Origin of the sequence: Marinimicrobium agarilyticum DSM 16975, assembly GCF_000423345.1 — a bacterium.
Lineage (GTDB): Bacteria > Pseudomonadota > Gammaproteobacteria > Pseudomonadales > Cellvibrionaceae > Marinimicrobium > Marinimicrobium agarilyticum.
Window position 1 is genome coordinate 414,846 of sequence record NZ_AUHU01000003.1, and the last position, 17,518, is coordinate 432,363.

The window sequence follows — 17,518 nt, forward strand, 5'->3', positions numbered from 1 at the left end:
GCGCTTCGCTTACCTGACCTACATTCGAGCCCCCCTGCTTCGTAGGTCAGGTCGGTCCGACGCTTCGGAGCGAAGCGCCACCTGACAATAACTCTTCTTGAGCCCTTTGTTTGCTCAGAGTCAGACTTCCAAACCCTGCCGCAATGACCACTGCAGTGATATCAAACCCCGCCAACACCCAGTCGCCCTGCGCAAGGCTGATCCCCAAGTGGCGGTCGGTGGAAAGCGCATTGATGATAGGGATCATTCCCCACGCGAAAGCATTGAACGCAAAGAACTCCCGCCAGAGTGTTGTCAGAGGCCGTAGCCAAGCCAGGACAAACGTCATCCCCCAAATAATGAACAAGCTGTGCATTTCCCACACCATGCGTCCGCTCCAGTCGGCGGATAACAATCGGTTGGCCCAAAAGTAGGCGGCAATTCCGATCGGGAGTCCCGCGATTACGGCAGCGTAGAACCGTTCTACATTGGCGTAGGCGAAGCGGTTTTTGAGTTGCCGCTTCTTCAGCCAGTAGAGGCTGCCTGTCGCGATCATTAGCGTTCCCAGTAGACCACTGAAAATATAAAGCCAGCGCACACCCCAGTCGGCGAAGAGCCCCTCATGCAGAGCAATCAGGGTTTTCTCCACCGAGGCGGCGCCGCCGTAGAGTTGGTCTCCGCCCTCAATGCGTTCACCGGTGCTGGCCCGGTACAGAATTTTATGGGGTTTGCCCTGATAGTGGCTCGGGGACGCCTCGTGCAAATAAAACGATAGGCGTGCGTTCTGGTCGCCCGGGTATAATACGTAGAGCTGATTGATGGGCTCGCCGGCTTCTTTCTGAGCGGCTTCAAGCAATGGGACCACCGGTACCATTGCAGCTGCCTTGCCGGCTTTGGGTGCCGCCTCGGTGTCGGGGAAGGCTTCGTTTCGAAACGTACGTTCTCCGTCTTCTCCATAATGCGCCGTGACAATGGGTTGCATAAACGTCACGGCGAAGAATACCAGGCCGCTGTACACGATCATCAGTTGGAAGGGCAGAGCCATGACGCTGGTGACGTTGTGGAAGTCCAGCCAGGAGCGAGCGTGCCGGAACAGCCGCAGGGTAAAAAAGTCGCGGAAGATTTTACGATGAATGATGACGCCGGACACCAGGCCCACCAGCATCAGTAGGGTGCACAGGCCCACCAGCCAGTAGGCGGCGGTTTCGGGCAGGTAGTGCAACTGCCAGTGCAGGCGGTACAGCGCTTTACCGCCACCGGTTTTTCTTGGCTGAATCCAGTTTTCGGAGCCGTTTTCCAAAGAGAAGTACTCTGCCTTTCGATCCTGTCGTTGGCCATCGGCTCCGCGCGGCGGTTGCCATTCAATCCATAGGTTGCCATTTCGCGCGGTGGGTAAGATTACGCCCCACCAAACGGCATCCTGAACGCCGAGTTCCTCCAGCCTGTTTAGGCCATGTTGAACGAGATCGGCCTGAGTCATGTTGACCCTGCCGTCGGCCGATGGAATGCGGTACTGTTTTTGGTCGGGGTCGAGCGAGGGCTCATTCGACCACTGCATCGCCAAGGGCCGCTCCGGTTCCATCCAACGGTCGATTTCATAGTGAAAATAACCAATGGTGCCGGTGAGAAAAATAAAAAACATCACGGCGCTGAACAGAATGCCCACCCAGCGATGCAGCCACGCCATGGATGCGCGAAAGCCGGATTTCATGTGAGGGATCCTGAGGGGAGGGTCAATATCAACGCGCTCATGGTTCCGCAGGCGGCGGCCGGAAATAGCAAGCCCGCCCAGGCCCGCCAGTGGCTGCGCACGGCGAATGCCCAAAGAAACGCGGTGGTGTACACAATAAAACTGAGCAGCAGCGCCGTCAGGGTCGCTTGGGCACGGTCCACGGGAAGCAGCAGGCTCAGTAGCAATGGCAGGGTGACACTCAGAACATAGCCTCCCAGCAATGCGGCGACACTGCGGGAGGCTATGTCCAGCAATAGTGGAGTGTGGGGTATTGATCTGGGCATGATGATTACTCCCTCTACACACGGCAAAGAGCGCGAAGGCCTAAACCTCCGCGCTCAGAGCTTGTTGATAGCAGCGGGCCTCGTGTTTAGAAGCGCAGTGCCAGACTCAATCGGACGTCTCGGCCCGGTGCCGGGTAACCGACAACGCCGTCATAGCCGGGAACATGGGTGAAGTCCTCAATGCTACCGTGGTCCAGATATTCTTCATTCAATACGTTTTTGACGGTCAGTGTCAGGCTCAAGCCGTCCATCGCGCTCGGCTCCCAGTGAGCGTAGAGGTCGTGAACATCGTAGCCGGGTTTATCGATGCTCGCTTCGGCGGATTCCACATAAAGGTTGTTGAGGTCCTGAACGATGGTCGCGATCCAGCCAATGTCGACGGTGGAGGTCATCTGGTACGACGTATCGATATTCAGGGTGTTACCGGTGGAGGTGCCGAGGTAACCGTAGGCATAGCGAGTCACCGGTTCGCCGTCAATTTTGGCGGTGGTGTCGAGGAAGCTCCACTTGGAGAACAGTCGTTCGCCGCTGTAGGTAACGCCCAGGGTGTAGCCTTCGGATTCAAGATCACCCAGGTTCTGATAGTGCCGGGACCAGGGCACTTCGTTGCCGATGACGTCTTCAATCGTGGTGTCGTGAAGACCGGCAGAGAGCAGGAAGCGACCAATCTCGTAATCCAGGCCCAGCTCGATGTTTTTAGCCCGTTCCGCTTTCAGGTCCGGGTCGTTGGTCGTGCCGAACAGCTTGAAACCGTCATTGGTTTCCACGCCGCGCAGCGCCTCGGCGTAGCCACCGCTGAGCGTCAGGCGCCGAGTGAAGTCGTAGGAGAAGCCAGCGTTGGGGCTGAAGCCTTCTTCGGTGAACTCGTTGCCTTCTTTATCCACTGCTTCGAACTCATCGTAACGGATGCCGAAGGTCAGCAGCAGGGTATCGGTGGCCTGGAAGTTATCTTGAACAAAGACGCCCAGGACTTCGCTGGTCTCCACAAACGGATCCGCGGCGCCCGCTTCGCCGGCGAGTACTTCGTCATCCCGGTAGTCGGTGCCGTATTCGATGCTGTGGTTGGCGGCGTCGCTGGTGTTGCTGAATGTAAAGCCGGTGGTTTCCACCGAGCTCATGTAGTTGTCCCAGGGCCGGTAGATTTCAAAGTCGGTCAGATAGACATTGGCGTCCAGAAAAACCAGGTCACTGTCCGGTTTATCCCACTCGTATTGCACGGTGCTGGTGGCGCGATCGAACTCTAAGTGCCGCAGTGGGTTATTAGGACCTTCACCCCACTCGGGACGCATCAGCTTCTCACCTTCCTCGCTCAGCTTTTCATGGCTCAGGCTGACTCTGTGCCCGCCATTGAAATCGCCCACCAGTTTGACGAAGCCAAGCTCCTGCTCTGAGTTGGTGCCGGTCAACTCATTGCCGTCAGCGTCTTCCATGTTGTCCTGGTCGGAGGCGACGTAGCTGCCCATTGCGCTGAAGGTGTTGTTGAACCGTCCGAACACAGTGGCGCTGTTTTTGGTGCCCTCGCTGTTGGAAAAATACCCGGTTTTCAGAATCGCGCCCAGGTTGTCATTGCCCAGCAAGTCCGCGGGGTCTTTGGTTTCGAACTTGATGGCGCCGCCCAGGGCGCCAGGGCCGCTGGTGGCGTCGCCGGCGCCGACTTGCACATGAACCTGCTTGAGCAGCTCGGGCTCAATAGTAATCCGGCCGGTGTGGTGGTAGGTCACGCCGGACTGGGTCGCGCCATCCACGCTGATGTTGAGCGTGTCTTCGCCCAGGTTGCGGACGTAGATTTTCTGCGCCGCGCCCACTGAACCGCCTACCAGTACGGAGGTCACACCAGAGAAGATGTCGTCCAGATCATTGGCTTGGCGGCGCTCCAACTCATCAGAACCGAGCAGGCTGTCGACCGGTTGGCCGATGACCACCAGCTCCTCGGCAATGGTATAGGGGTTTTCGGTGTTGTCGCTCTCGGTCGTTCCGGTTTGGGCGACAGTGCTGATCGGCGCGAGTGCCGCCGCGAGAGCGAGCGGACTTAGAAGTGTCGCGGGTTTCATCAAGCGTTGCATGAGTCACGTCCTTTTTAGATGATCTAAAAAAGAAGCATTATCATTTGCATTGTGGCGCCTGTAAACGATTGTTACGTTTGTTACGAAGAGGTTGTTTCAGGTGCCGTCGAGTCCGCTTTCCACGCTGGCAGTGCCCCGTTTCCGAAGGCAGTGAGAGCGCGAATCGGCTACACTGGGCTTCCTTTTTTATTGTCTACCGTCAACACGAAGAGCAGGGAAACGTATGGATAGGATGGCCTTACGGGCGAGCGTCTCACGCAGCTTTTTTTTGTGCCTGGTTTTTTTACTCATCAGTTGCAGCCCGGGCGACGAACCCGCCCCCTCACCTCAATCTTCAAGCGCGGCCGCTTCCAGTTCGTCCGTTGCCCAGCAAGGCCCAGCGGCCACCAGTTTTGAGTTATCCGTGGCCGAGTTGACACCCTCCGGCGAGGGTGAGTTCTCCCTGTCCGGGGAAGTGACGTTGCCCGATGGTGCGGAGCTTTCCGCGGTGGAGGCGCTCCTGGACGCCGAGCTGGACGGGCAACCACTGGCCTTGGAATGGGAACCCATCAAGGCCCCGGTCACCTATCGTTTTGAGGTGCCCGCGATCGGCCAGACCGATGAGCCTCAGACGCTCACCTTGCGCTGGAATGGCGAAGCGGTGGGTTCGCCCCAAAAAGGCCAGCGGACCCTGACGGTGCCCGCCATCGACCAATTCGCGGTCACCGGGGCGCGGGTGGTTCGAAGCCCGGAAGTGTACGTGTCGGTGAGCTTTTCCAAACCCCTCAGCCGCCGGCAGAACCTCAATGGCCTGGTGCAACTCAACGACGAGGACGCGCGGGTTCAGGTTGATGGCACCCGGTTGCGGGTGTACCCGGACGAGGTGCCCGAAGGGGAAGTGACGCTTCGGGTGCTGGAGGTGATTCGCAGCGCCGACGAGCAGACTTTGGCGAGCGATTACCAGGACAGCCTGGTTTTGAAGCTGGAAACCCCCGGTGTGCGGTTTACCGGAAGCAGCAGCATTCTGCCGCCCGCTGACCAACTGTCCGTGCCCTTCGAGGCGGCCAACGTGGATTCAGTGCAGGTGACCGCGTTTAAAGTGTTTGAAGGCAATATGGGGCAGTTTCTGCAGTACCACAGCCTGACCGAAGCGAACATGGACGATTCCACCGGTCGCTACCTTTGGCGGAAAACCTACCGCTTGCCCGAGCCGGCCACTGAAGGCTGGCAGCGTTACAATCTGGACCTGACCGAGTTGATGGCCGAACATCCCGACGGCATGATTCAGCTCGCACTGAGCGTGGACCAGAGCAACTCGCTGTACCCCTGCGACCAACCGCGGCCGGATTCACCGCAGGATGAGGCGCCCCAAAGCCACGAGGGTGACTGGTCTTACGAGAACAACCAGAAGCCCGCCTGGTACCAGCGCTATTACCAGTCCCAGGGTTACTGGGTGTACAGCGAGCGCAATAATCCCTGTCACCAGAGCTACTATCGCTACAGTGATCAGGTTCAAGCCCGACGGGCCTTTCAGGTCTCGGGAATCGGCTTGCTGGCGAAGCTGGGCGGCGGTGACCAATTGGACGTAATTGCTACTGATCTGGTGGACGCTGAACCTTTACCCGGCACGACCCTCCGCGTATATAACTTCCAGCAACAGCCCATTGGTGAGGGCGCGACCGACGAGTACGGTATGGCCTCACTGACCGTCGACGGCCAGCCTTATTATCTGATGGCCGAGCGCGAGGGAAAAACCGGTTACCTGCGCCTCGCCCGCAATGAAGCACTGCCCACCAATCAGTTTGACGTGGGCGGGGAATCGGTGCGCGACGGTCTGAAAGGGTTTATCTACGGCGAGCGCGATGTCTGGCGTCCGGGCGATGACATCCATCTGACCTTCATTCTGGAAGACCCGGACAACGTCTGGCCGGCCAACCATCCGGTGACCCTGGATCTGTTCGACCCGCGCGGCAACAAAGTCACCAGCGAGGTGGCGCGCGAGCCCGTGGACGGTTTTTACACCTATACGCTGAGCACCGATGAAGCCGCCCCCACGGGCAACTGGCGCGCAGTCGTGCACCTGGGCAACCGGGTGTTCGACAAGGTACTGCCCATCGAAACCATCATGCCCAACCGGCTCAAGATGGACTTGGCGTTTGCGCAGACCCCCTTGCGGCTGGATGCCATGCCGGCGAAGGCCACGCTTTCGGCCCGTTGGCTGCACGGGGCCAGTGCGGCAGGCCTGAAGGCCGACAGCCAAGTGCGACTGAGCCCCAAAACCACCACCTTCGAAGGCTACAGCCAGTTCACGTTTGATGACCCGGCGCGGGATTTTCAGAGCGCCACTCAGTCGGTTTTTGAGGGCAACCTGAATGCCGACGGCGAAACCAATTTCGAGGTTCGCCTGCCGGTGGCCTCTCCTCCCCCGGGGCAGTTGCGGGCCACGTTTATCAATCGCGTGTTCGAGCCCGGCGGTGCGTTCAGCACGGCGCTGCGCCGGTTTGACTACCTGCCGTTCGAGCAATGGGTCGGTTTGCAGGTGCCGAAAGGCGACGGTTACAACGGCGCCATTGCCCGCAACCAGAGTCATCCGGTGACCCTTCAAAGCCTGGGCAGCGACGGCGAACCGCTCGCCGAGCGCGAGCTGGAGTTGACGCTCTATAAAGTGGATTGGCGCTGGTGGTGGGATCGCGGCAACGATGATCTCGCGATCTATGTCGCCAGTGAAAACCGCGCGCCGATCAAACGCGACACCCTCACCACCGATCAACAGGGCCGCGCGAACTGGACCCTGGAGAAAGACACCTACGACTGGGGCCGCTATCTGCTGCGAGTCTGTGACGCGGCGGGCAGCCACTGCGCCGGCGAGCTGATCTACTTGGGCTGGAGCCGACAGAATGCGGTCAATCCGGCGACGGCGACCCAGTTGATGCTTTCCACGGATCAAGACGAATACCAAGTGGGCGATACCGCCACCGTCCGATTGCCGGCCATCGAAAAAGGCCGCGTGCTACTCAGCCTGGAAAACGGCCGCGAGGTGCTCGAGCGGCGCTGGTTGGACCTTGAGCCGGGGCAGACCGATGTGGCAATCCCCGTGACCGCGGCCATGGCGCCCAACGTATACGCCCACATCAGCGTGCTGTTGCCGCACCAACAGCGCGCCAGTGATGCGCCCATGCGGCTTTACGGTTTGGTCCCCATCATGGTGGAAGACCCGTCGACCCGGCTCGAACCCGAACTCAACGTGCCCGAGCAGGTGCGCCCCGAGTCCCGTTTCGATATCACCGTGACCGAGGCCAACCAACGGGCCATGACCTACACCCTCGCGGTGGTGGATGAGGGTTTGCTGGGTATCACCGGTTACCGTACCCCTGACCCTCACAAGCACTTCTATCAACGAGAAGCCCTGGGCGTTTATACCTGGGATCTGTTCGATCAGGTGGTCGGCGCCTACGGCGCGTCGCTCCAGCGGGTGCTTGCCATCGGCGGCAGTGACGCCGAGGACGAAGACGACGGCAACCCCAGAGAGCGGCGCTTCCCGCCGGTGGTGAAATTCCTGGGGCCCTTCACACTGGAGGCAGGCCAAAGTCGCGACCATTCCGTGGAGCTGCCGCCCTATCTGGGTGAGGTGCGGGTCATGTTGGTCGCCGGCAAAAACCAGGCTTACGGCAAGGCCGAGCAGAGCGTCACCGTCACTCAGCCCCTGAGCCTGCTGGCCACACTGCCCCGAGTCGTGGGCCCGGGGGAAACCATATCCCTGCCGGTGCAGGTGTTCGCCAACGACGAGGGCATCGATGAGGTGGCCGTCACGGCCGAGGCCAGCGATCTCTTTACCGTGCCCGAAGGCGAAGGCCAATTGAATCTGGCCGATAAAGCCGACGGCATCGTCGAGCTCACTCTGAAAGTCAATGACCAGATCGGCAAGGGGCAGGTGACGGTTACCGCCCGCAGCGGTGACGAAGTCGCCACCCAGACGATTCATATCGAGTCCCGTGCGCCCAACCCGCCGTCGGTGCGGGCCGAGCAGGCCATGGTGGCGCCGGGCGAGGAGTGGACCGCCTCGCTTGAGGCTCACGGCATGGCGGGGACCAACAGCGCCAGCGTCGAGGTCAGCCGCCTGCCGCCGCTGAACCTGGAGCGACGCCTGGGCTACCTACTCAATTACCCCCATGGCTGCCTGGAGCAGACCACGTCCACGGCGTTCCCTCAGTTGTATTTGCACAAGCTGGTCGAGTTGTCGGATGCCCAGGCCCGGGAGCGGGAAGACAATATTCGGGCGGCGATCGAAAAGTTGGGCCGGTTCCAACTGGCCGATGGCCAATTCAGTTACTGGCCGGGGGCTCGTTACGCCAATGATTGGGCCTCCTTGTATGCCGGCCACTTCCTGACCGAAGCGCGGCGGCTGGGTTACGGCGTGCCGACGGAGCGTTACAACCGCTGGCTGTCACAGGCGCAAGCCGACGCCCGTCGCTTCCGCTACCAGAACGGCTTCGTCCAGGTGCAGGCCTATCGGCTCTACGTGCTGGCCCTGGCGGAGGAGGCGGACACCGCCGCCATGAACCGGTTGCGGGAACAATTGCGGCAGGACACCGACGTGGGCAGCGCCACCTCGCGGCGCCTGTTGGCGAGTGCTTACTACCAGCTCGGGCTGCCGGACGCGGGGCAAGAGCTGGTGACTGCGGCCCAGGGTCTGCCCGAATACGAAGACCCCGGCTACACCTACGGTTCCGCGCTTCGGGATCGGGCCATCTGGCTGCAGTTGCAGGTGCGAGCCGGCAATCGCTCAGGGGCCTGGGATCAGGCCGAAATGATTGCCGAGCAGCTGTCCGAGGATCGCTGGTACAGCACCCAGTCCGTGGCCTGGTCATTGCTGGCCCTGGCCGAGTTTGCCGGCGAACAGTCCGCCGACCAGCCGATGGACTTCTCCCTGAAGACTGGCTCGGATTGGCAGCCCCTACAAAGCCAGCAACATTGGTACCGCCAGGCGTTGACCTCTCCACAAGTCGCGGTGCGCAACGAGAGTGAGCAACCACTTCGGGTCATGGTCACCAACCGCGGCACGCCCGCGGCGGCCGATGAGCGTGCCACCAGCGAAGGGCTGAGCCTGGACGTCCGCTTCAGCACGCCGAGTGGTGAACCTCTGGATATCCGTGAACTGCCTCAGGGTACCGACTTTATGGCGAACATCACCGTCACGGGGGACTTCAGTGAGCTGGGTCGCTCACGCATTGAAGATATCGCGCTGAGCCTGGTGATGCCCAGTGGCTGGCAGATCCGCAACGAGCGGCTCGAAGGCGGCGACAGCCCACAGGGTTTTGACTACCTGGATATTCGGGACGATCGGGTGTTGGGCTACTTCAGTCTTTGGCGGGATTATCGTTGGCAATGGCGCTACAACGATCGCCGTCAGGAGCAGGTCACGCTACAGGTCGTTCTCAACGCTTCCTATGAGGGCGAATTCTATCTGCCGGGTTGGCGCGCCGATGCCATGTACAACGAGCGCATTCATGCCAATACCGAGGGGCAGTGGGTGCGCGTGGTGAACACTGACTAACCCATGAGCATGCGTCGCGTAAGGCTCGGTTGGGCCGCCGGGGTGTTGGGGGTGTCTCTGCTGGGGGCGGCGGCTCTGCTGCAGTGGTGGCCCCTGCCCGAAGCCCTCCATCAACGGGATTTCTCCCGCATGTTGCTGGCGCAAGACGGGCAATTGTTGGGCGCCCGCATCGCCGAGGATGAGCAGTGGCGTTTCGCCCCGGTGGAGCGGGTGCCGGCTAAATACCGGCAGGCATTGCTGGCCTTTGAGGATCAACGTTTTCCGTGGCATCCGGGGGTGGACCCTATCGCCATTGTGCGCGCCGCCTGGGGAAATTGGCGGGCGGGGGAAGTCACCAGTGGCGGCAGTACCCTGACCATGCAGCTGGCACGCATGGTGCGGGAGGATCCGCCTCGAACCCTTGGCAACAAGGCCTTGGAAGCCCTGAGCGCGCTTCATCTGGAATGGCACCACACCAAAGAGGAACTGCTGTCGCTCTACGCCAGCCATGCACCCTTCGGCGGCAATATTGTCGGCCTGCGGGCGGCTGCCTGGCGTTACTTTGGACGTGAGCCGGACCAGCTCTCCTGGGCCGAAGCGGCAACGCTCGCGGTCCTGCCCAACAGCCCCGGACTGATTCATCCCGGCCGTCAGCGGCAGGCGTTACAGGCGCGCCGTGATGCCCTGCTTCGCCGCCTGGCCGAGCAGGGCGTCATTGCCCCCATGGATCTCAAGCTAGCGGTTCGCGAACCGCTGCCGGAGCGTCCCCGGACCCTTCCCGACCAGGCGCCCCATCTGCTCGCGACACTCGCCGCGACTTATCCCGAGCGGTCCGTGTTTCAGTCCACGGTTGAAACGGGCCTGCAGGCCAGTGTTAACCGGATTGCTGGGCGCCACGGTCGTCGACTCGCGCGCGAGGGGGCACACAATCTCTCGGTCGTGGTGATTGATCATCGCGACATGACCGTGCGTGCCTACATCGGTAATCACGCCGCGAGCCAGGACGCCCGCTACGCGCCGGCGGTGGATATCGCCCAGCGCCCCCGCTCCACCGGTAGTATTCTCAAGCCCTTTCTGTACGGACTGATGCTCGAAGAGGGCGAGCTCCTGCCCACCACGCTGGTGCCCGATGTGCCCGCCTACTTCGGCGGCTACCGGCCGGAGAACTACGACCGGCAATATCGGGGCGCCGTCCCCGCCCACCGGGCCCTGGCTCGCTCTCTAAATGTGCCGGCGGTACATATGCTGCGGGACTATGGCATCGAGCGCTTCCAGCACCAGTTGCAGGACCTGGGCATGACCACGCTGTTCCGGCCGGCGGACGATTATGGCCTGACTTTGATTCTCGGGGGCGCCGAGGGCACCCTGTGGGAACTCACCAACCTCTACGCCCGACTGACTGCCACCGCGCGGGGCGGTCGCCTTGAGGCACTTCCAGCACGGGCGCGGCGCTTTGCCGGTGAATCTGTGACGCCGATGCCGCCGGACACCCTGGGGCAGGGGGCGTCGTGGCTGACGCTGCAGGCGCTGATCAACGTGGTGCGCCCCGGTGTCGACAGCCTTTGGCGTGATTTCAGTGGCAGCCAGACCATCGCCTGGAAAACCGGCACCAGCTACGGTCTGCGGGACGCCTGGGCCATCGGAAGCAACGGCGGTTATACCGTGGGTGTCTGGGCCGGCAATGCGGGGGGCGAGCCCGCGGCCTCGCTCGGCGGCCAGCACAGTGCGGCGCCGGTGCTGTTTGATGTGTTCGAACAGTTGGGGGACCAGCGCTGGTTTCCCAAACCGGAAAGTGCGCTGAAAACGGTCTCGGTCTGCCGGGCCGACGGCTACCTGGCCGGCGGCCAATGTCCCGCCCGGGAGATCGATGCGCCCCGGAACAGCCACTTCCAGATGGCCTCTCCGCACTTTCAGCGGCTGCATCTCGACGCCACCGGCCAGTTTCGGGTCCATGCCGGTTGTGAGCGGGTCAGTGCCATGCAGACCCGCGACTGGTTTATGTTACCGCCGCTGCAGGGCTACTTCTGGCGCCGGCAACACAATGACTATCACCCGGTGCCCCCCTGGCGCGGAGACTGCATTGCGCGCCTGAGTCAGTACTCGGACGATCAACCCATGGCGCTGATCTACCCCCGCGATGGCAGCCAGGTGTATATCCCCACCGAGCTGGATGGACGCCGGGGCAGGGTGGTATTACAAGCGGTGCACCGCCAATCCGAAACGGAGCTGTTCTGGCACCTGGATGAACAGTTTCTGGGGCAAACCCGACTCTTTCACGAGCAGGCGGTCTCCTTGGAACCCGGCTGGCACAAGCTGCGGCTGGTGGATCGGGACGGTTATCATCTGGAAAAATGGTTCAAAGTCTTGGGCTCTGAGTGAGAATCCGTTAACCTTGTCACGCTAATGGCGCGAGGGTTGTGGCACTATGCGCCCTTTGACAATTGACACGGAACCACAAGGAGTGACCGTCATGCGACCCCTCAGACGACACTGTTTTACCTTCCCTTTGTTTGTTTCCCCCCAGGCTCCACGGCCAGAAGTGGACGGGATACGTTTGGCTGACGATCAAGGACAGGAGTAAGCGAGTGACCCAGATAGGAGAAGGCGTTGCGGCCGGCGGCGGCAAGGACCCAAACAAACCCGACCTCGAAGAAAATCACTGGCTCGAACTCGAATACCGCTACCAGAATGGTGCGCCCATCTACGGCACCTACGAGGCGTTCGATAGTGAAGGCATGCTCTGGACGGGCCGGCTGAACGACGAAGGCCAAGTGTGCCTCGCGGGACTGCCCGCCGGTAACGTCCAGGTCAGCCTGCTACCGGAAGAAAGCACCGACAAAGAGCTCGAAGAAACCCGCAAAGCCATCCAGACCGTCCTCGACCAGATTATCGAAGACCAACGCGCCGAAGCCGAAGAGTACGAGCGCGAACTGGAACAGATGGGCGGCGCCCGCCGGGCTTTTACCCATATCCACTCTTTTGGCAAAGGCCTGTGGAGCGGCGCGGTCGGCGTGATCGAATTTGTGGGTGACACCGCCTACAAAGTCGTTCAGATTGCCGACTACCTCGGCCCGATCAATCAACTGGGCAACGTGCTTAAAGCGGGTTACCAGAGCTATCAAAGCGGCGACCTGACCTGGGACGAGTGGTATGACAGCGTCAATGAAAACCTCCAGAACGAGCACAAGAAAGACGTCGCCCGCCTGCTGGGCGTCGAGCCCGATGACCTGAGCGAAGAGCGCCTGCGCCAGCTCATGCAGATGGTCGCCGAAGCCTACGACATCGCCGCCTTCATCGCCGATGACCAAGAAACCCAGGACATGCTCAAGCAGTTCGCCGAGGACATGGCCGACGCCCAACACAGCGTCGAATGGGCCGAATTCGCCGGCGCCGGCGTATTCGAACTCGTTCTCGGTGCCCTGCTGGCCATCTTCACCGGTGGCGCCGGCAACGTCGCGCAAGCCACCTCCAAACTCCGCCACGCCGCCCGGCTACGCAACCTCGGCCACCTGTTCCGCAAACTGGCCCGCCTGCTGCGCCGCAAAAAACTCAACAAAAGCGTGGATGCACCGGTGGATCAGAAAACGACCACCAATACGGATCAGCCGGATACCATTGATCTGAAACCCAGATACACATCGGATCCAGAGGTTGAAAAGCCTAAAGCGGGAGATCGCATTCATAAACGTGTGCATACGGATGGTGCTGAAGGCGATCGGTACACGCTACAATCGGACGGTAGGCCAATGGGCGCGGAAGAGGGTCCGATGCCAGCTGAATTACGCGGGATGAAAGAGCTTCCTAGCAACCATGACGAATTGGTGGAGGAGGGCTGGCCCACATTAAACCACAATAACAATGAAACCTTTAGAACTTTTACCGAGGCGCGACCGGTAGAGCTGCCCGAGGGCACAAAAATTTATCGCATTGTGGATGAAACTAACAATGACGCCGGGGCCTTCTGGGCTTATGAATTGCCGGCGAACAAGACCGAGTGGCGTAGTGGTTATGCTGTCAAGGACGGGTGGAACGATAATGGCTACTATGTGGAACACGAGGTGGGCGAAGGTGGGCTGAAAGCCTGGGAGGGTCCCGCTGCTGGGCAGCCATATGAAGAGATTGAAGGAAAGGAGTTCTACTTAGGTGGTGGCGATACCCAACTATTTCTTACTCCCGGGAGCATGGAACCGTCTCCTCCCCAACTTACTGATTGGCCAGAATGGTGATTATGGAAAACTCATTGAAAAAGATACTGCTTAACCGAAAATTCTCTAGTGTGGAGTATATGCAGGAGCTGTCCCAATGGCACCAACTTGCCATCGATAGTCTTTCAGCAGCGTTGAACGAATTTTATCTTCACTCCTCTCGGCAGCAGGATTGGCACAAATGGCCTAAGTCTGACTGGCCGGAGACATGGGAGCAAAGAGTTCTGGAAAATCTAAAAGGCACTCAGTCCAACCTTGAAAAGGGTATTGAAAACTACAAGAATGGAAAGGTTTCCACGATCAGAAGTGTGTCCGGGAGTGTGCACAACATCTTCCGAAACCTTGATAACTTCGGTTGGGGATGGTGGAGTCACCTTCCCTCCTCTTACAGACAAGACTTTAATGACAAGCTGGTGAAAGCCAGTAAAATAGCCACAAACATCATGGATACGCTTTCCGATTATTGGAAAGATGACGAAATTCTCAATGAACGGATTACCGGTCCTATTGATGAGAAAGACTTGAGAAGGTATCTAAAACCAGGGGAAACTCTTTAAACCGGTAGACAAATAGAGATCAAGTCCCTCGAAGTTATGGAAATGGCCGGAACAGGAAGTCGCCATGGTTCTCGGTCGCAAATGATGGGTTTTCTATATATCGTAAAGTTTGGAGGACAATTTTTTCTGAAAAGCCGAAGAGCGTCAGAATTAGGAGTTATGCCAGCTTATATAGATGGCCTGGAGAGAAAAGGCCTGCTCTATTTGTTGTGGGCTGATAGCCTGTCTGCAGGAGCGCAGTGTGGTTTCTGTAACACTGTGATTTGGGTCGATGCTTCTGAAGACTTGGTCCTTTCGGAAAAGAAGCCTGATCACGTGCCGAGTAGCGGTGGCGGTTATAAACAGTACTATAACCAAAAGATTACCCGATTTTTGGAGTCTGTTCCCCCTTGCCCCTGTTGTGGGCGTCAAGAATTTGATCGATTTGTAAACAACGTCAACTTTCCTCGCCTGGAAGATGGGACCGTGGTGACGAAGCTAACACCCGAGTCGATAAAAAATGTAGACCCGGAAAAAGTAGACGTTTGGTTTCTTAAGAACGCTTGAAGTTAACGAACTCTTCGTACGTGGGTATTGATAGGTTGAAAGGGAGTGTGTGTTACGGGGCTGGCGGTTTGCGCTTGCTAAGCGATTTTCTAGGCTGGTGGTTTTGTGAATATTAATGAACTGGTCAAGTCCGCCAAAGCATTGGAAGTCTGTTTCCAGAAGACTGGAAATCTTCCTGCAAAGATAGCTGGATTGTACGGAGATTTGAAACCATACATAGAGAAATCAAAAAATGGAGAGCTAGACGCCCCCATGGCTAAGTCTAAGGTTCCCGGAGCCCACCTTTTCAATGATGGCGAGCTACGCCCATATCCGGACTTGGAAAGAGCTTACGCCCGCTTCCGGATGCAGTTATCGGGAGGCCTCTCAAAGAAGCAGGAGAAGGTGTTAGAAGAAATTCGAAGAATGTGAGTGACCTGGTGGCTTTGTGAAACTTAAAGCACTTAACGTAAAATGCTCGGAATGCGGTAGTCAGTATAAGGCTGGAGAGGTGGCCTCGGGATTGTATGGGGAGTTTATTTTACGTAGTTCAACGGCTTCGAGCGAGGCCTATCTGGATGCGCTAAATGACAACACCTATGAAGAGGTTTTTAGTTTAATAAAAACTAATGTAAAGATGGAAGGAAAGAGACCACGTGAAATTGCTGATGTAGTTAGAAAGACCTACGGCATAATTGCGTGCGACCCCGACGAAGAGGGTAGCTACTTCTGTATAGGGAAGTTCCCTCCGTGTCCCGTTTGCGGTAGCCAGAACATCGACTGCTGGGAAGCTATAGAGCCTTCTGAGATGGTGGATAAGAAGATTCCACATGTGACTCATAGGATATGGAGCTCTCTGTCTGGTGTAGAAAAAGAACGGGTAGTCGATGAAGTGTTGTCTAAATTTTGATGCGTGAACCTTGTGAACAAGTCTGAACTTAAGCGGGTGGCCATTAGCCTTAAAGAAGCATTGAGTAGAGAGCGAAGCTTGCCGCCCTGCCTGGGAAAAGTGAAAAACTCTCTTTCGCCTATAATCGAAAGAGCGATTCGAATGGAGGTTGAATTTCCTGTTGACGAAAACGCCATCCCCGGATCGTATCAATTCAATGAAGGGCTTATGAGGAACTTTCCTGATCTTGAAGAAGCTTACGTTGAATTTCGTATACAGCTGTCGGGCGGGGTTTCTTCAACGATGCAAAGCGTTTTGGATTCAATGGAAGGGAAAGATTAGCGAGCTCTTCAAGGGTGAGCTGTCTCAATCGGACGCCTGCAAGGTATCGAAAGGCCGAGAGCTGTGTAAATTCCTGGCGCTCTCTTGGTTGTAGAAAGAACTTGAAGTTACGACGGACTCTTTGGGTATTGGCTTAATCGGGAATTATGGAAAACTCCTTAAAGAAAGTGCTGCTAAAGCGAAAGTTCTCTAGCGTGGATTATATGCAGGAGATGTGTCATTGTCATCAGGGCGCCATAGACAGTCTTATAGTAGCGCTGAACGAATTCTACCTTCTCTCCCCTCGGCAGCGGGACTGGCGCCAATGGCCTAAATCCGATTGGCCGGAAACATGGGGGCAACGGGTTCTAGAAAATCTAAAAGGTACTCAGTCCAGCCTTGAAAAGGGTATTGAAAGCTACAAGAACGGAAAAATATCCACTATTCGAAGTGCATCCGGGAGTGTGCACAACATTTTCCGTAACCTTGATAACTTTGGGTGGAGGTGGTGGGATTACTTGTCGTCAAGCTATAAACAGGATTTCAACGATAAGTTGGTGGTTGCGAGTAAAATGGCATCTAACGTGGTGCGTGAGTTAGCGCAGGCCTGGAAAAGTGAGGATTCGATTTTAAAAGAATCGATAACGGGAAAGATTGATGAAGAGGACTTGACGCGTTACTTGATGCCTGGCGAATCGGTGTAGATGTTGATTGAACTTATGATAAAAAATCGAGAAATGGCTTGGTAATTATTACGCGCAAAAAGAAGTTTAAAGCCATGGGAGTTCTGTGGATAGTAATCTTAAAAAAGCTCTAGTTAGAAGAATGTTCTCCAGCACCGAGTACATAGAGGAAATGAAATTATGGGTCGATAAGGCCGGAGAACAGTTGAGCGAAGCTGTACGTCATTTTTACCGGTTTCCACCGCAAAAAGAGGATTGGCATAATTGGCATCGATCTGATTGGCCGGAAACCTGGGAGGAAAAGGTATTGCAAACTATTTCTTCATATAGCGAGGGGATAAAGAACGCAATTCAAGAGCATAAGAAAAGCGGTGAAAGCGCTCTTGTCGACGGTTGGGCATCAACTATATATAACATTTTCAGAAACATGGACGTGGTTGGCTGGAAATGGTGGGAATATATACCCAAAAATTTCAGAGAGGACTTTGAAGTTAGTCTTGTAAAAGCCAGCAAGATCGGAGCTAACATCACTCGAGAGTTGTCAGGTCACTGGCGTCATCCAGATTCGGTCCTTGATGAAGAGATTACAGGGCCAGTTGATGAGGTGGAGCTAAAGCGTTACTTGAAGCCCGGTGAATCGATGTAGATAATTTTGAATGCTTAGACTGAAGCCGCCTATTATGTATCGACTTGGAAAGCGGGCGAGCGCAAGAAATATCAAGATCTGAAGCTATAACTGCTCCGAGGGAGAAGGGGTTTTTTGAGAAG

At 57.5% G+C, this 17,518-nt stretch carries 13 protein-coding genes; 10 read left to right on the forward strand and 3 right to left on the reverse strand.

The genetic code is table 11. The annotated features are described in order from the left end of the window. Positions 1 to 46: 46 nt before the first annotated feature. From G547_RS19625 to G547_RS0101855, 3 genes are all read right to left on the reverse strand, one after another. Complete coding sequence (locus G547_RS19625) at positions 47 to 1,690, reverse strand: PepSY-associated TM helix domain-containing protein (RefSeq protein ID WP_051234584.1); 1,644 nt, start codon at positions 1,688 to 1,690, stop codon at positions 47 to 49. Continuing rightward, the gene (locus G547_RS0101850; protein ID WP_027328386.1) at positions 1,687 to 1,995 is read right to left on the reverse strand and encodes a DUF3649 domain-containing protein; all 309 of its coding nucleotides are present in this window, start codon (positions 1,993 to 1,995) and stop codon (positions 1,687 to 1,689) included. Before G547_RS0101850 ends, G547_RS19625 begins: the two co-directional genes overlap by 4 nt. A gap of 86 nt (positions 1,996 to 2,081) precedes the next feature. Continuing rightward, the gene (locus tag G547_RS0101855; RefSeq protein WP_051234586.1) at positions 2,082 to 4,058 is read right to left on the reverse strand and encodes a TonB-dependent receptor domain-containing protein; all 1,977 of its coding nucleotides are present in this window, start codon (positions 4,056 to 4,058) and stop codon (positions 2,082 to 2,084) included. Positions 4,059 to 4,461: 403 nt separating this feature from the next. Between G547_RS0101855 and G547_RS19630 the strand changes: the two genes are divergently transcribed. From G547_RS19630 to G547_RS0101905, 10 genes are all read left to right on the forward strand, one after another. Beyond that, positions 4,462 to 9,591 (forward strand): alpha-2-macroglobulin family protein, encoded by a 5,130-nt coding sequence (locus G547_RS19630; protein WP_169449416.1) that lies wholly within the window; start codon positions 4,462 to 4,464, stop codon positions 9,589 to 9,591. Positions 9,592 to 9,594: 3 nt separating this feature from the next. Further along, entirely contained in the window at positions 9,595 to 11,949 is a 2,355-nt protein-coding gene (gene pbpC / locus G547_RS0101865; protein WP_211224472.1) for a penicillin-binding protein 1C, read from the forward strand. Between the two features lie 206 nt (positions 11,950 to 12,155). Next, a complete protein-coding gene (locus G547_RS22415; protein ID WP_051234590.1) occupies positions 12,156 to 13,796 on the forward strand; it encodes a hypothetical protein in 1,641 nt (546 codons plus the stop codon). A 2-nt stretch (positions 13,797 to 13,798) separates the two neighbouring features. Beyond that, complete coding sequence (locus tag G547_RS19640; protein WP_157209747.1) at positions 13,799 to 14,332, forward strand: hypothetical protein; 534 nt, start codon at positions 13,799 to 13,801, stop codon at positions 14,330 to 14,332. Positions 14,333 to 14,368: 36 nt separating this feature from the next. Further along, positions 14,369 to 14,878 carry a hypothetical protein gene (locus G547_RS19645; RefSeq protein WP_157209748.1) on the forward strand — a complete coding sequence of 170 codons (510 nt, stop codon included), beginning with the start codon at positions 14,369 to 14,371 and terminating at the stop codon, positions 14,876 to 14,878. 105 nt (positions 14,879 to 14,983) lie between these two features. Continuing rightward, a complete protein-coding gene (locus G547_RS19650) occupies positions 14,984 to 15,289 on the forward strand; it encodes a hypothetical protein (protein ID WP_036186415.1) in 306 nt (101 codons plus the stop codon). Between the two features lie 16 nt (positions 15,290 to 15,305). Continuing rightward, on the forward strand, positions 15,306 to 15,767 hold the full coding sequence (locus G547_RS0101890) for a hypothetical protein (protein WP_157209749.1): 462 nt from the start codon (positions 15,306 to 15,308) through the stop codon (positions 15,765 to 15,767). 12 nt (positions 15,768 to 15,779) lie between these two features. Beyond that, a complete protein-coding gene (locus G547_RS23280) occupies positions 15,780 to 16,088 on the forward strand; it encodes a hypothetical protein (protein WP_157209750.1) in 309 nt (102 codons plus the stop codon). Positions 16,089 to 16,282: 194 nt separating this feature from the next. Further along, positions 16,283 to 16,771 carry a hypothetical protein gene (locus G547_RS0101900; RefSeq protein ID WP_157209751.1) on the forward strand — a complete coding sequence of 163 codons (489 nt, stop codon included), beginning with the start codon at positions 16,283 to 16,285 and terminating at the stop codon, positions 16,769 to 16,771. Between the two features lie 85 nt (positions 16,772 to 16,856). Then, entirely contained in the window at positions 16,857 to 17,396 is a 540-nt protein-coding gene (locus tag G547_RS0101905) for a hypothetical protein (protein ID WP_157209752.1), read from the forward strand. Positions 17,397 to 17,518: the final 122 nt, after the last annotated feature.

What these genes read in the sequence shown, in the direction of transcription:
- G547_RS0101855 (WP_051234586.1), bottom strand. Translation starts at nt 4,058, where the DNA reads ATGCAACGCTTGATGAAACCCGCGACACTTCTAAGTCCGCTCGCTCTC.
- G547_RS0101850 (WP_027328386.1), bottom strand. Translation starts at nt 1,995, where the DNA reads ATGCCCAGATCAATACCCCACACTCCACTATTGCTGGACATAGCCTCC.
- G547_RS19645 (WP_157209748.1), top strand. Translation starts at nt 14,369, where the DNA reads ATGGAAATGGCCGGAACAGGAAGTCGCCATGGTTCTCGGTCGCAAATG.
- G547_RS19640 (WP_157209747.1), top strand. Translation starts at nt 13,799, where the DNA reads ATGGAAAACTCATTGAAAAAGATACTGCTTAACCGAAAATTCTCTAGT.
- pbpC (WP_211224472.1), top strand. Translation starts at nt 9,595, where the DNA reads ATGAGCATGCGTCGCGTAAGGCTCGGTTGGGCCGCCGGGGTGTTGGGG.
- G547_RS19625 (WP_051234584.1), bottom strand. Translation starts at nt 1,690, where the DNA reads ATGAAATCCGGCTTTCGCGCATCCATGGCGTGGCTGCATCGCTGGGTG.